General features: G+C 44.0%; 12 protein-coding genes and 2 pseudogenes. 2 read left to right on the top strand and 12 right to left on the bottom strand.

What is annotated here, in order from left to right:
* Positions 1-4: 4 nt before the first annotated feature.
* From H8S63_RS04700 to H8S63_RS04650, 11 genes are all read right to left on the bottom strand, one after another.
* Complete coding sequence (locus tag H8S63_RS04700) at positions 5-742, bottom strand: hypothetical protein (protein ID WP_186925870.1); 738 nt, start codon at positions 740-742, stop codon at positions 5-7.
* A gap of 71 nt (positions 743-813) precedes the next feature.
* On the bottom strand, positions 814-1,458 hold the full coding sequence (locus H8S63_RS04695) for a hypothetical protein (protein WP_186925869.1): 645 nt from the start codon (positions 1,456-1,458) through the stop codon (positions 814-816).
* The gene (locus H8S63_RS04690) at positions 1,455-2,117 is read right to left on the bottom strand and encodes a hypothetical protein (protein ID WP_229102171.1); all 663 of its coding nucleotides are present in this window, start codon (positions 2,115-2,117) and stop codon (positions 1,455-1,457) included. The genes H8S63_RS04695 and H8S63_RS04690 overlap by 4 nt, the downstream gene beginning before the upstream one ends.
* 201 nt (positions 2,118-2,318) lie before the next feature.
* The gene (locus H8S63_RS04685) at positions 2,319-3,017 is read right to left on the bottom strand and encodes a hypothetical protein (protein WP_005652913.1); all 699 of its coding nucleotides are present in this window, start codon (positions 3,015-3,017) and stop codon (positions 2,319-2,321) included.
* A gap of 84 nt (positions 3,018-3,101) precedes the next feature.
* On the bottom strand, positions 3,102-4,163 hold the full coding sequence (locus tag H8S63_RS04680) for a hypothetical protein (protein ID WP_005652915.1): 1,062 nt from the start codon (positions 4,161-4,163) through the stop codon (positions 3,102-3,104).
* A gap of 24 nt (positions 4,164-4,187) precedes the next feature.
* The gene (locus tag H8S63_RS04675; protein WP_005652918.1) at positions 4,188-5,057 is read right to left on the bottom strand and encodes an AraC family transcriptional regulator; all 870 of its coding nucleotides are present in this window, start codon (positions 5,055-5,057) and stop codon (positions 4,188-4,190) included.
* Between the two features lie 12 nt (positions 5,058-5,069).
* Positions 5,070-6,203 (bottom strand): energy transducer TonB, encoded by a 1,134-nt coding sequence (locus H8S63_RS04670; protein ID WP_229102172.1) that lies wholly within the window; start codon positions 6,201-6,203, stop codon positions 5,070-5,072.
* A 35-nt stretch (positions 6,204-6,238) separates the two neighbouring features.
* Positions 6,239-7,492, bottom strand: coding sequence for a YgcG family protein (locus tag H8S63_RS04665; protein ID WP_186925866.1), 1,254 nt, complete (start codon positions 7,490-7,492; stop codon positions 6,239-6,241).
* Positions 7,489-8,139: a hypothetical protein gene (locus H8S63_RS04660; protein WP_005652921.1), complete on the bottom strand. Its 651-nt coding sequence runs from the start codon at positions 8,137-8,139 to the stop codon at positions 7,489-7,491. Before H8S63_RS04660 ends, H8S63_RS04665 begins: the two co-directional genes overlap by 4 nt.
* A gap of 8 nt (positions 8,140-8,147) precedes the next feature.
* The gene (locus tag H8S63_RS04655; protein WP_186925865.1) at positions 8,148-9,725 is read right to left on the bottom strand and encodes an energy transducer TonB; all 1,578 of its coding nucleotides are present in this window, start codon (positions 9,723-9,725) and stop codon (positions 8,148-8,150) included.
* 26 nt (positions 9,726-9,751) lie between these two features.
* Positions 9,752-11,761 carry an energy transducer TonB gene (locus tag H8S63_RS04650; protein ID WP_186925864.1) on the bottom strand — a complete coding sequence of 670 codons (2,010 nt, stop codon included), beginning with the start codon at positions 11,759-11,761 and terminating at the stop codon, positions 9,752-9,754.
* Between the two features lie 1,871 nt (positions 11,762-13,632).
* Between H8S63_RS04650 and H8S63_RS04645 the strand changes: the two genes are divergently transcribed.
* Both H8S63_RS04645 and H8S63_RS19935 read left to right on the top strand, forming a co-directional pair.
* Entirely contained in the window at positions 13,633-14,241 is a 609-nt protein-coding gene (locus H8S63_RS04645) for a master DNA invertase Mpi family serine-type recombinase (protein WP_005652924.1), read from the top strand.
* Positions 14,238-14,516, top strand: a pseudogene (locus tag H8S63_RS19935) (class I SAM-dependent DNA methyltransferase); the annotation flags it as partial. The gene H8S63_RS04645 and the pseudogene H8S63_RS19935, both read left to right, overlap by 4 nt.
* On the opposite strand, the pseudogene H8S63_RS04640 reads toward H8S63_RS19935, so the two are convergent.
* Positions 14,497-15,155: pseudogene (locus tag H8S63_RS04640) on the bottom strand (class I SAM-dependent DNA methyltransferase); the annotation flags it as partial. The pseudogenes H8S63_RS19935 and H8S63_RS04640 sit on opposite strands and share 20 nt — an antisense overlap.

The raw sequence follows: 15,155 nt of genomic DNA, 5'->3' as shown, positions 1-15,155 counted from the left end.
AATGTCAGTAAGTATAGCAAATATCGCCTTTTGCCACGCTCTGTGTGCGGACAAAGCGGTCGTACCATTCGCCGTCGAATACAAAGAAATAGCCTTCGGTACGGTTTCTGCGCTTGTCTTCACGTATTTCGACAGTGTTGTCTTCTTCATGATAGACTCTTTCGAGCTTCAATTCATTGTGCTCGTCAGTTTCGTGTATGGCAAATGTCAGCGTCCGGTCTTTCAGCTTCCATTTATAAAGGCGGCAGGGGAACCACTCTCCGTCTCCCTGCTCAGGCTCTCCGTAACGCTTGGTGAGAAGGGTGATGAAACGGTCGCAGTCTTCCTTTGTGATGTTGCGATTACAGCCGCCGACCGCGGCGATGCGTCGTCCGTCGAGCGTAACGGCAAAATTGGCTGTGCTGAACGTATGTCCGCCCATGCTAAGAAGTTCGTCGGCATCGCAGGAACCCATCTGGCTATAAGTAATCCAAAAGGGATTATCATAAAAGTCTATGCAGGTTTCTTTTTGATATAGATATCCGTCCTCTCCGTCCTCGGTGCTGGGGGTGGGTATCCGATACCAATTCTCTCCCCACTCGGTGCTTATATAGCGGTCGGGAAAAATGTCCGTAATGGGGGTAGAGAAATCGAAATCGTCGAGTTCGATTGTCTTTTCACCCAAAGGGTCGGGGCGTTGGGCGCAGCCACCCAAACATGATGTACTGATAAATCCCATAATGATAAATGTTTTAAGTTTCATAATATTTTGAATTTTAGTTTTAATATTCTCTTTCCGTTTTCATTCTACATCTACATTTATGTACAAATTGTTCAAAAATCAAAAGAGTTGTGGCTGGAAGATGTATGTGTACGGTGAATCTTATGCCCTACGATGTATTTAGCACCGCAGTATTTACATTCATGACGCGCTTCCTTCAGTCCTTCGGAGAATTCAGTAGGAGATTCCACCACAGTGTATGCTTCTTTCCGGTGTAAGGTGATACCATGGCAATCCGGACAATATTCATAGAGACCTGTCGCAAGAGGGATGCGCACTTTCACCTTTTCTCCGCAGGCGGTGCAGGTGTACACATGGATGTAGACGGTCTGCAGATTGAGTTCCATTCGTTCCTGTGGGGTGAAGAGCCGGGCATCTTTCTTTATCTCCTGTGCCGACATCTCGCGGAGGGTCTCTTTTCCGCATTTCGGGCAAGTACGGCTCTGGCTGAGTATCTGCTTGCGTAATCTCAGTCTGTACCATAGCATCACAGCTGCAATGGCAGGCCATACAGGAACCAGCCACAGCAGGCCGATGAGGGTGCGCCAGGCAAATGCCTGCTCCGTGAGTTGCTGTTCCAAAGCAGTGGCTGCCGTCTTGCCTTTGGGCTGCAGGTAATTTTTCAGTCCTTTCCACGTCAGCCAGTTGAGGAGAAGAAGGGAAAGGCTTCCTAATATAAAAAAAGGTAGTGTAGTCATTGTTTGCCTCCTTTCTCGTTGGTTTCTTCGATGCGTCTGTAAGAACGCTCTATGTCTTCTAAAATGTATGCGTCCAGCTTACTGCCGTTGAACTTGAACAGGAAGGCCAGAAGTCCCATATATCCGAAGGTGAACAGGGCAGCACTCAGTACCAGCATCGCCACGTCGCTGAACTCTGCTTCGGAAAACAGCCAAGTGAAAAGTGTCATCCCTGAAAGGCTGATGCACAGCGTGGATGCAGCCAGCAGGGCGAGTGTAAGGAATGGGATGAGCATCATTCCTATGAGGCTCCGCCACATTTCTTTGCAGAACTTGGGGTGATGACCGGTGAGGGCAAACCCGAAGAGGGAGCAGCCTGCAGCGGTGAACAGCACAACGAACAGTCCGAAAAATGCCCATGCCACCCACTCCTGCCAGGATCCTGCGGCAAGCATTCCGCCGAGGTCTGTCCAACAGCTGTTCTCATCACACACGATTTGCCATATGTAATACAGCACAGAGGTGAAGACTGCTGTGGAGAGGATGACGAGAACGGCCGGCAGGCAGCCTGTCGGCTTTTTGCGGTACTGACGTATCCGCAACAGTATCAGCATGGAGAACAGCAGCTGGACAGCTATAAGGATATAGAGTCCAGAACCGGTCATTGTTTGTTGTTCCATAGACATGTGTTTTTAATGGTTTGTTATCTATTTGTAATACAGCAAATATAGAAAACGATTCTTTAGTATGCTTATAGATGGATTTTTTTTCACCGGAATGTGTTGTAGAATATGTTTGAACATGCTTTCTCGCGGTGTTCCCGTATCCCACATTTTTGCCATTTTCATGTGATTTAAAATTAGCTTATTATAGCCTGTTTCTTATCTCTTAAATATTTTCTTCTTCCATTTTTGCAACTCTATTGTTGCCTCAATGTAAGGACCATTTACTTTGATGAGTAAATCTTCAAATTCTTTTTTTGCCCGGAAGAGCTTTACGATGTCCTCGCCTTCCATGAACAGTCCGATATATTCGTCATCCAGCTTCCAAAGATACACGGGTATGTTCTTGCCCTTTGATACTATCGAGTTTATCAGAATCTTTTTAAGTTCGTCTTTACCTGTTTCTGCTTTCTTCAGGGCAGGTTTGCCACATTTCTGTCTAACAGCCTTTACCAGTTCCTTGAAGCTTGTTTTGTTCATCTTCGTTTCGCAGACCATCGATATTAATTTGCCTTGTGCATTGGTTATTAAATTCAGTTTCCCGAAGTCGGTATCACAAAAAGTTGCTTTCTTGGTAACGAGACTGTCCATACTTATATAATATATTAAAATCGGATATCTCTCAGAAAACGAAACGTTCATGTTTTGTGTGTATTTCACATAGCGATAGCTTACTTCTTTGCTGGTCTCTTTGGGATTATCGAAATCAATATATGGAGAACATAAACGTTCCACATCGATGTCATAGTCCGGGTTATCCATGTTGATAATCTGTTTGTCTGATTGTGCATGGGCTGTTGCGCCGGATAAGCATAAAAATGCTGTCAATCCAATGATGATAAGTATTTTAATTTTCATATTCCTTGTATTTTCCGCTGCTGCAAATTACCGGGTCGCAATTCTTAATGGGAAATACTTCCCGGTAATTTACATTTTTTGTAGTTACTTTACTTTTAAAACTTTTTCCAATAAAATCGTTTCACAATATTTCGGGTCAATATAAAAATACACTTCATCAATCGGGGCATTGGAAACAAATGTGCATACAGCTCTATGTTCTGAATCCTCATTATCTATATGCTTCATCCAGTCTTGGAAAGAATAATCGGGATTATTGATGATGTTGTTGTATATTGTATAAGAAGTGATGGCTCTCTTGGCCCTATTGTTTTTCCACCACGCACCGTCTTTCGTTCCGATGTATTTCCACTCATCACGAACTTTGTCATAATACTTGTAATCAAACGCAATGACTATGACTCCGTTTTTGAAAGACAGCAGTTCAAAAGGTATTCCGTCAAGAGTAAATTCCTTGTTTATGTCCGCATCGGTGATTTTGACCTTTTCCCATTCCGTTTGAAGGATACAGACCGATAAATCCCCTTTCACTTGCGATAATGGTTGTTCTGTGCGCAATGTATAGGTTTCATCAGTACCTTTTTGGCGTCCCTGGTCATCTCTTACCGGCTTACGGTCATAGTGGAGGCTGTTTACCAATAACACGGATTTATTTTCGTTGTCGGTCATTCGTGAGATGAATCTGATTTTTACACCATCGTTTCGCTCTGCCTGGATACCAATAGCAGGGTCAAAACCATTGTTTTTAGGCCATTCCTCATATTTATATGAACCGCTTTGGTAGCCTGTAAAGTCGTTTTGGTTTGTCCATGCCGAAGGGAAGTCATAATGCAGGTTTACTTTGATTTCATGGCTGTCATCTTCATTGGAGGAAGTTGACAGTGAAACAGTGCTTAAAATTTTGTCATATACATCCAAAGGAACGGTAACTTGTTCTTCCCATGGCTTTTTTTTATTCACCGCTTTAAGATTTTCGGAATTATTATATTGGGGATTTATGATCGGATTTTTAAATGTAGATTGTTCCCAATCGAAATATTCTTTCAACTCTTGAATCTCTTCTTTTGTCAATTTTTCGTCTTGTGCAGATAAATTTGAACCTGCTGTACTTAATAGTCCCATAATGATAAGTGTTTTAATTTTCATATTCGTTCATTTTATAATAAATGGTCAGCTCCTGTTTCTTCGGATATTTACTGGTGTATCACCGAGATTCCGCTTGCAGAAATCAGACAGGTAAGACTGGTTCGCAAATCCGCATTGTTCGGCAATCTCCGGTAATGGAAGGTGTGTAGTCCTCAACAGTTTCAGCACCTGCTCGGCACGTTTTTGCCGAAGCCACTGGGCTACCGGACAGTTAAACAATCTCAGGAATGTCCGACGGAAGGTAACGGTACTGTTTGCTCCGCATAGTTCCGCCAGTTCTTCTGCTGTCTTTGCTTCAGTATGGCATTCCATCACTTTCTGAATGAAAGAATGGTCGGTATGGATACCGAGCAGTTCTTCCGCTTGCAAAATGATTTTACGGTTGATATGTTCGTAGGAGGCATCGAGCAGTTTGAATGATACCTCAATACCTTCTGCCGGCTCGGAAGTGGAAGGCATTCCGCATTGTATTCTCGCTTCGCGGAAGTAGTAGAGCATTCTGTGATAGATGGCTTCCAGATGTTCTTCACGATGCCTTTGTAGCAATCGGCATAAGGTCAGTAACTCTTCTACGCAGCAATAATGCGTGTACCATATTTGCAAACGCATGACATAGCGGGTGGATTCTGCTTCACCGGCAGTCATGAACAGCTCCAGCCATCTCTCAAAGTCCGGCTGTTCATGGCTAATTGCTTCGGGAAGCCCGTTCATCCATCCGGCAATCATATTCATGAATTCCATGTCCGATGCAAAGGGACGCAGTTGCCGCTCTCTTCTCTCCTCCGGCATATCCTTGGATATGGTCACACAAAGCATACGCAAACGTGCTTCCTGGGGATCGTCCGGTTGCAGGCGTGAAAGGAGATAACCGCTTATTGAAAAGTCTTTGTCCATAGCAGAGAAAATTTATCGGTTTTCAAACCTGAGGGCCACCGTCATGCGGAATGCCACGGGTTTTCCGTTTTGGGTGGCAGGTATAAATTCGGGAAGCCGTTGGATGGTATATAGTGCTGCAACTTCCAGTTCGGACGATGTGGTCTCCCGGTTTTCCACCTTGGCATCCTTCGCTTTGCCGTCCTTTCCCACTGTGAAGGATACGCTTACATTCCCTTCGGGATTTCCCTGGTTCCCGAGGCCGGCATTATAGGCCATCCAATGGCGCACGGCAAGCCTGAAATCCGGGAATTTCGCGAACGGTCCTTCCTTGAACTTGGGAAGTTCTCCGTCCGGGATGTTCATATATCCTTTGGTGGTGTCCGGGACAAGATCTTCCTCCGTAAAGAGCTCGCCGGTGTCGTATACGCCTGCTGCCGGATTGATTTCCATGCTCCGGACATCTGACGAGAGATCATTGAAATTGCACCAGTTACCGATGCTGATGCAGTCGATGAACGGATCATATTTCGTCTTTGTCACCATCAGGCACACTTCATACCAGGTGTGTGGCTGGCTGCCTCCGCCGACAATTTTCCGTTCTCCCTTTTCGTTCTCTTCAAGGTAAATCACGGCATCCTTGTGCTTCGGATTCGGCTTGCGTACATATAGTTGGATAGTCCGGTCATTCACATGCCATCCATAATTCCGATGTCCGAAATACTCTTCTGTGACAAAGCATTGGGGACCGTACTTTCCTGCAATGGCATATAGCAGCGAATCCACTGCCGCCGCTCCGTCCAGCCTTCCCAGTGCCAGAATGCCGATCAGTTTTCCTGATTTGTCCGCCACCATGCCGGTATACGGGAATTCAAATTTCCCGAAGCGGGCAAGAACCTCTCCGTAATTTGTTTCTACCGAGCTGTATTCCTGAATGACCGCCTTTTTGCCTTCCTGGGTTTTACATTTCACTTTTTTCTTCATGAAATAGCGGAATGATTCGTCATAATCCTCGTCGTATGTCTTCGCCTTGGAATAATACTTGTCCACCTTCATTCCGAACACCACATTTTCCAAATCGTATGCACCCTCACCCCAGTATTGAGGCTGTGCGGCACTGATGCCGCAAAAGAAACTCAAGATTCCCATGATAAAAATAGTTTTCATGATTTGCATGTTTTTGTTAATATTGATATACTGTATTAGAAACGGCTGGATGAACCTCCGCCTCCGGATGATCCTCCTCCGAAACTGCCGCCTCCGCCACCGCCTGAGCCTCCTGAACGTCTGGAAGAGGGGTTGATTTTCGGTATTGTATAGCCTACCATGTATTCGGCATCGCAATACATACATCGATGGCGAGCCTCCATCAGTCCTTCTGATGAAGTGGTGGCTTTAATAATAGTCCGATATTTTTCTTCCTTGTGCAGCGTCATGTGCCCGCAGGAGGGGCAGCATTCATAGCCGTCCTTTTCAAGCGGTATCCGGATTTTCACCTCTTCGCTGCAAGCGGAGCACCGGTAGATGCGGATATAGGCCGTCTTCAGTTCTGTTTCTTTGCGTTCGCTTTCAGTCAGCCGTTTCGTATCCTTTATCAACTCGTGCAAAGGAATCTCCCGGAGGGTTTCCCGATTGCATTTCGGGCATGTCCGGCTGCGCCTGAGGGTCTTTTGTTTCTGTATGCCGAAATACCAGCAGGCAATACCTAGCATGGCGGCCCACACCGGTACCAGCCAGCACAGTCCGAGCAGGGTGCGTGTAGTAAAGGGGTTTCGGGTCGCCAGCAAGGCCAATGCGGCTTCCGTCCCTTCGTCTTTGGGTGTCATCCTGTGTACCGCCGATTTCCAGACAAGCCAGTTTATAAGTATCAGCATCAGGGCAAACACGATAAAGACCAGGGAAGGGGTGGTACGCCGGAACTTTTTTATCCATGCTTCCGGCGGAGCTGCCTGATAGTCACTTCCGTACAGAACTGCCGCTACAGCCTTGACACCTTCAAGCATTCCTGTATTCCAGTCATTTTCCCGAAGGTGCGGCACCATGGTTTCCATTTGTATTCTTTTGCAAATGGCATCCGGCAATACTCCTTCCAGACCATACCCGGTCTTGAAGGTGATATCCCGTATATCCCGGGTCAGCAGAATCAGCAGTCCGTTGTCATCTTTCGCCTTGCCGACACCCCACAGGTTGAACAGCGTAACGGCAAATTCATGCGGTTCCTCTTCTCCGATGCTGTTCAAGGCGACAACTGCCACTTCTATGGTCAGGGAGTCCTCCAGTTGTTGCAATATATCGTTGATTTTATTCTTTGTTTCACTGTCCAATATATGGTCAGGGTCGGATACCCAATTGTCCGCATCGTATGTCTTGGGATTAGGTACATCATCGACCGTTCCCCATGCCATCGGGCAGAAACCCACCAGAACGGCTATGCAGATCATAAGTTTTCGTATCATATAGTGCCTCCTTTCTCATGGTTATTCATATCGACCGGTCTGAAAGAACGTCTGCTGTCCTTTTCATCGTATTCTTTCAATTTCTCGCTGTTCATTTCCAACAGGTAAACGACGAATCCGGAAAATCCAAGCAGGCACATCACACTGAAAAATAAGAGCAGAAGCATCCAGCCCCAGCCGATATCGTCAAACATGGGTGAGGCAAACCTCATGCAGATAATATAGGCAAACCCAAATGCCGCAACCAATATTCCCAATGCCATGATGGGAAACAGCAGGATTACTGCCAGTGTTTTCCATATCAGTTTGCAGAATTTGGGGTGACGGCCTATGACAGCATAGCCAGCCAAAGAGCAGACGGTAGCAGATACCAGTGTCATTATCAGACAGATAAATCCAGCCATCAGCCATTCCACAGGAGAAGCGGCGGCGAGCGACCCTCTGCTCTTTGCAAAGATATTGGCAAACAGTCCTTCATTGATGATAAGATGCCCCAGACTGAACAGTACGGTGGTCAGAGCAAATACAATCATGAAAATAAAACCCGCTGCCAGACAGCCTAACGGCTCTTTGGAGTCCTGCTTCCTTCTCCAGATAATCAGTCCGGTTATCAGAATCTGTAGTACAATCAGGATATATCCTTCCATAGGCTCGGTCAATTAAAAATGACGGGGAGAGTAGCGACAAAGGGAATCGCTTTTCCCTTCCATTTTACCGGGACATACTTTATGCCGTATAGGCAGTCGCAGACCGCTTTTTTCAATAGCGGGTGGGGATCTCCGTATATTTTTACGTTGCTGGCAACGCCGTCAGTTCCGATGGTTATTTCCGCTGTCATTCTTCCTGTAATTCCTTGCTCGACGGCCTCTTCGGGCTTCCTGAGCAATCGTTCCAAGACCATGTTCCAATCGTCCGGCATTCCTGTCTGCGGGTTGATGGGCTTGGCTGGTTGTAAATCAGGACTGAAATAATCCACTTCCTCCATCTCTTCCGGTTCGGTCTGTTTTGTATTGTCAGGTGATTTCTCTGAGCACAACCATTCTATAAGTTCACTGCATCGCTCGTGGTTGATTAATAATCGCGATGCTTTGCCTTCCGATGGGGCAAATACAGTTATCTCTGCAATTTTCCGTTTCTTTTCATCCGGCATGTAGAGCAACAGACTATCCCCCTGCAAGGCAACCGTGTAGTGCTTTCCCATAACTCCGGCAATGTTTGTACCGTCATTTCCCTCTGAAACTTCATCTTCCATATAGTGTTTCATAGTCTCTTCCAGCTTGTTCGGGTCAATGTTTTTTCTTTTCAACCACTCTTCAAACGAGATTTTCCCTATACTATTTCTCAGAATCTTGTCCAAATCTCCTGTTATGGCTGTTTTAGAGGACGGCTCGTACCAGTTACCGTCTCTGTGATAAAGGCAATCCATGCGTCTCAGTTTGTCGATATTCTCTGCGTCTGTGGAAATGATGAAGCCGTTGCTGTCAACCTTTTCTATGGAAAAAGTCATGCTGCCCCAAGTCACCTGTACAGGTTTGTTTCCAAATTCCTTAATGGGTACTGTGATGCGGTCGTATTTCTCAGGCATATAGAAAGACAAGGAGATGTGTCCTCCTGCAATTTCCTGATAAGGGGCAGTTAACGGTATCTGCAACCCGTACCATATATTTAACGTGTCTTTGTTCTGGGCTTTGTATCCGCCCTCAAGCAGATAGAGATTTTCATCCGGGTGTATATAGATCGGTTTACCCTGCTTATCCGTCAGATGAATCTGTAAATCAGTCTCCAGGTCGAAGAAAAGGTTTTTGTGGAATCCCGTGAAGTTCCCGTTCTCATCCTGATGGTGAAACATCCACAGTTCGGATTTTTTCCGACTGTCGAAATTTGAAGATAAATCTTCAAATTTGCCTCTTAGCATTAGGTTACAGAAGATAGGAGAATCCTTGTTAGGCTCTATGAATGCCTTATTAAAGCACCTTAATAATACTGGTAGACCCTCTTTCGCGTATTTGAATTTGCCCGCCCATTCCTCCCAAGGTAGTCTATACTGTTTGAATTCGTGGTTTTCTGACAATGAATCAAGTTCGCCGAATGCCGCTCCTGTCTCTAACAGATAGAGCGCTTCAAGTCCTTCCATGGTCTTTTTTTTCTCTTCTTCTGTCATTTTCGTCTTGTTTTGTGCACATGCTCCCAGTACGAGACATGCAAGCAGTACGGTTGATAATATTCTTCTCATGATGAATGGTGGTATTGTGTTTATAATCAAAATGATACCGGAATAACTGCGACGGATGCGACGCATTCTCCGTCATATTTTGCCGGCATGAACCTCATGCGGTAGATGCAATCCGTTACGGTTTCGCTCAAAGCCGGATGCGGCGAACTTGTAATTTCCACTTTGCTGACAGCACCATCGGCCTCAATTACCACCGTAGCCATTACCTTGCCCATAATGTTCTGCCCGGCAACTTCCTGTGGGAGTGTAAGCATCTGCGACAGTTCGGCGCTCCACTCGCTTGATGTGCCTGTCGTGATATGTAGCGGAATGGCAGGCTGGAATCCGTTTTCAGACAAGTCTATTGTCTCCGTGTCTTTTTCATATAAATGCCAGTCTATGGCATTGCGCCCCCTGGTCAGTGTCCGGGCATATTCGACACCCATTTTCAAATGTCCCTCCAGATAATCCCTGAAACCTTCAAGCACCCGTTCCTTATCAAGCCGCAATCCGCTGGCCGTTTGTTTTTCAGGAATATCCCATGCGGCACCGGCCCTGTATATTTCAACGGCATCCATTCCGTTCATAAAGACATAACCATAAACTACGTCTTGTCTGTATGCTTTGTTCAATTCTGCTTTGATGGCTTTGTTCATAAGACATATCGAGTCGCAGTCCTGACGCAGAATCGCATTTTTAAAACATTCTGTTATAGTCATGGCACTCCTCAGTCCGTCTTCAAAAGCGGCCATGATGGCAGGACGGTTTCCTAGGGAAAGGAGCATTGCATCAAACTCCTCTCTGTGGGCTTCCCCTATAAACCATTTATATTCCATGATCCAGCCAGCTTGTGCTACGCCTACGGCATACGAAATCATATCGTTAGGTGCCAGTAAGGCATTCCGTTCGTCGGGTGTGAGCCTCCTGTTGTCTTTCAGCTTGCGGATTCCGTCCGGAACGGCAGGGGAGTCAAATTTTGCAATTGCCGAAGCCAGGGCTTCCGATTGGGTGATGTCATTGCTTGCTGTGGCAGTATCTATCCACTCTGGAAGAATAAGGGCATCGTCGGCATGCTCTTGGCACAGGAAATAGGGTCTGTTGTGATTTGCGATGTCGTAATAGCGTTCTTTCTCTCCATTGAAAAAAGAAAACCATTTATCAGATAAGGTATAATAGTGCCGGGATATCTCATTTTCAGAAGCGATATGCTTCCTTACCTGTTTCAGCACATCGGAAATTGCGGCATCGATATAATCCAGTTCCGGATAGGGATTTGTTGAGTATGCTCCCATAAGGGCTCCGTTGCGGAAGCAGGTCCTTTCCATTCCGATACTCTCTGCAATGTCCTTCAATTGTTTCCAGAGCGAGGAATAGTCTTTTAGTACGATTTCTTTCCAATGCTTTACGCCAAAGTCATAGCCGGCGTGGATATACGGAGCGTACTCTTTCCTGTAAGTTTTCACCTTGACGGATTTCCGGGCAAGCCTATCATAGGCGGTAGTATAGCATAAACTGTACACGATAGGATCCAGTACATCAATTTTGTCTCCCGGTTGGGGGAATTGTACCTTGGGTGCCGCTTTCTTTTCAATCGCCATATTCCATACCGTATCCTTTGTCACCTTTATATCAGGCTCCTCTTCGGTTATCCGGTTCGTATTCTGAGCTCCGGCTGACAATATCATGCCTGAGAACAATGCTATGAATGCCGTTTTTTTCATAGCAGCTTTTACAGGATAAGACACCTTGATATCATTCCAAAGGTGATTGTATAATTTATATATTGCGAGAATCTGATTATTCAGAATAGAGAATGGAAAAGGGAAGTAGGAAAACACTTGGTTAGCAAAGGTACAGTTCGGCAAACGCAAAATAGTGAAAAGCCATCCTTTCATGGCTATATATCCGACCGATGCCTTTTGCCGGTAGTAAGAGCCGGGATTCGTCAGATAATTTTTCTTCTCCCAATCACAGAGATTGGGGATAAAGCCGGTTTTGACTTTCGGTGGCGGACTCTCACCCCAAGCGTTTTTTATTATAGCATTTACGTTTTTCATAATCTTATCCGTTTTTTCTGCGTAAAAATAGCCAAATCCTACACATGGTTTCTTATGAATGCTGATAAGTTTTACGGATTTCTATTCATTCATGACCAATTATCCGACAATTATCCAACACACATGGATTCCATTATTGAAAATCAACATTTCGGACTGACCCCATTTTCGCCACCGGACTTGAATGCCACACTATCTAACAAGAAAGTGTGGAGCCGGTTTACTTATTTGTATTAGAGGTTCTGGTAAAACCCGGAAGCAAATAAATGAAAACAGTACCCCACACCTATATCGCATGTCATTCGCATACGGATACATGTGACAAGTGTTACTGCTCAGCCCTGCTTCCATTTTGAAATTTACCAGATTTCTAATACAAGGTGTTAGCGAAACACATCAACTATATATGTCAGTCGTTTGCACGACTTTACAAAGATAGGCAATGTTTTCGGATAAGCAGCAAGGGGTACTGTTTATTTTGCAAAAATACATGTACCGCTCAAAATTTCCGATATGATTTCTGACCAAAATATCAGAAAACTGTTCACTTTCCTTCTTTATGTGATTTGTCGGCTCTTTTTCTGATACCGGTACGGAAAAGCGACTCCGGAGCTTTTTTTGGGGGGCGGTTTGGCGGCGTTTCCGCCGTTAAACCGTCCGGTTTTCGTTTAACGAAAACACAACTTGCTGTCCGCAGGAGCGGACCACGTTTATCCAATAATTATTGTGTATCAGCTCATTGTAAGGCTATTTTCCTGTGGTTTGCGGGGCATTTCTATCAGATATTTGTCGGCTGTTCTCCCCATTAAAGGATGGATATATCTCCATAACCATGTGACTTACGCCCATAATTCGGGGATAAGGAGGCGAATATACGGGAAATCGGCCCTTTACATGCTCTATTGTCCATTAATGGATTGCTACTTCTACACTTCTGCAAATGGAGATTTTGAGATATCTGTATCCAGAAGGGTGCGTGCTCCCTTCACTCCCGGCTATCCTTATTTTGATATCCGGCTATATCGCAATTCTGTGATAGCATTATCCGGATAGTGTATCATACGGCTATATACAAATATGGCTACACTATAATTCATGGTTGTGATGGAGATGGCTCTTCCCATCCGGTAACATGACCATAATACTACGAGAAAAAAGGCAACAACCGCAGAGAAAAAACGAATGACAGGAACAATTACTGAATGACAGATTCCGACAAATAGCCGGATGCAATACGGTTATTTGATAATCAAGCAAAAAGAAAGTCCGGTACATGAGAATTCAGGCGATCATCCCGGATGGAATCTGTTAAAGAGGCTTTTGGAACAAATGAAATATCGATAATAAAAATACAGAATCGGATATACGGATGCTGTCATATACCCACAACCAGCCATACCACTATTCCGATAATCATATATGGTTATCCGTGCATCCCGTTATATCCTTTCCGATAGAAGAGCGTATTGTTATCGTCGTATCTACATGTCCGGTCATATGGCTATATGCATATCTGATGGTACCATCACTTTTCCCATCCGAGTTTGTTATAGGCCAGATTCGGGAATTTTAATTAATTCTGAAATAAATTTCTTATCGACTTATTGTAAAAGCTTCGGAAGAAGTGCCCGATTTTAAGGTAAAGAGCTGACAACCGTATTTATTGCTGTGCTCAACTATAAGTTGCTATCAAGTCAGTTATTCTATGCACAAATAGAAGAATAAAAATTAAATTGTACTATATAAAAATGGAAATTGAAAGTTCATTAAAAACGAAATGGCAAAGAATTAAATGTAAAATCAACGCTCTCTTAGGTTTCTATAGAAAAACTATCCATATTATATATCTATAAACATTTATAATTAGACATATGATATACGGATACATTAGAGTAAGCAGTGATAAGCAGACAGTAGAAAACCAACGTTTTGAAATCAAGAATTTCTGCGACAATCAAAACATAAAAATTGATGGTTGGATAGAGGAAACCATTAGTGGAACAAAAGCCTACAACAAACGTGAACTCGGAAAATTGCTCAATAAGGTACAGAAAGATGATTTAATTATCTGCGCTGAATTGTCCAGATTGGGTCGTAATCTCTTTATGATAATGGAAATTCTGAATATTTGCATGAGCAAGGAATGTAGGGTTTGGACTATCAAAGACAACTATAAGTTAGGAGAGGACATTCAAAGTAAAGTGTTGGCTTTTGCTTTTGGACTGTCAGCAGAGATTGAACGTAACCTTATTAGCCAACGAACAAAAGAAGCCTTAGCACGAAAGAAAATAGAAGGGGTAATATTAGGACGTCCTAAAGGGAAAAAGACTGCTCCAGAAAAGTACAAACTCCACGATAAGAGAATTCTCATACAAGAACTATTGAAAGCTGAAGTTTCACAACGCAAAATCGCTAAAATTTGTAAAGTGGATAGAAATACGCTCGCTCGATTTATTAAGACTTTTATGGTAGAAGTATAAGGAGCGATTTCGTGCAGCAAGAGCATACCATTTGCGATTTCTCCGATAGTAACAGCTGGGTAATATTGTCGCCAATTGAACAATGTATCAGGCATAAGATTGAATCTATTGGTACACCACTCAAAGATTGGGATATAAACATTTATCGTGGAGTCCTTACTGGGTATAACGATGCGTTTATCATATCTACCGAAAAGCGTAATGAGATATTGGCGAATTGCCAGACAGAAGGCGAGCGTCAAAAAACGGCTGAACTTATACGACCCAATAACTGATGCTATCTTGTGTTTCAAACCACTCGTTACTAGTTTTCTTTCGGGCTTTTATTTTTTTGCCATTAATAATATAAGTTTCTCCTGTTTGTTCCAAACGCTCTATGCCAATTGACAGAAGATAATTTTTCACCGCAGGATAACTTTCTATATCATAATGCCGCGAAGGAAATGTTGCTATAATCCACAAGTCCGCCCATTCATATTCATATCTCTTGATATCCCTGCCACGAAGAATCGGTCGTATAAGTTCAGCCGTTTTTTGACGTTCATCTTCTGTTTGACAATTCGCTAGTATCTCATCACGCTTTTCGGTAGATATGATAAAAGCATCATTGAAACCAGTTTTTATCCCGTAGTTGATTTGGATGTTCCAATCCTTCAAGGGTATTCCCACAGACTCAATCTTCTGTTTGATGCTCTGTTCAATGGGAGACAATATCACCCACGGGATAGAATCTGCAAAGTTACACTTCACGCCTTGTTGTTGCACGAAATCGCTCAAATTATTCAAGCCATTCGCATCTTGTACCAAACAAGCTTGTGTGTTAAAAATATTTGCTGCTTTTTGAGATAAAAGAATATTTGCTTCTACCGTTATTGCATCGAATATTTTTATGCCTGCAAAATCTACCAACATAA

The sequence above is a fragment of the Bacteroides sp. NSJ-39 genome, from assembly GCF_014287315.1.
Lineage (GTDB): Bacteria > Bacteroidota > Bacteroidia > Bacteroidales > Bacteroidaceae > Bacteroides > Bacteroides finegoldii.
Note: the sequence above shows the minus strand (reverse complement) of the source record. Positions and strands in the feature narration are given on the sequence as shown.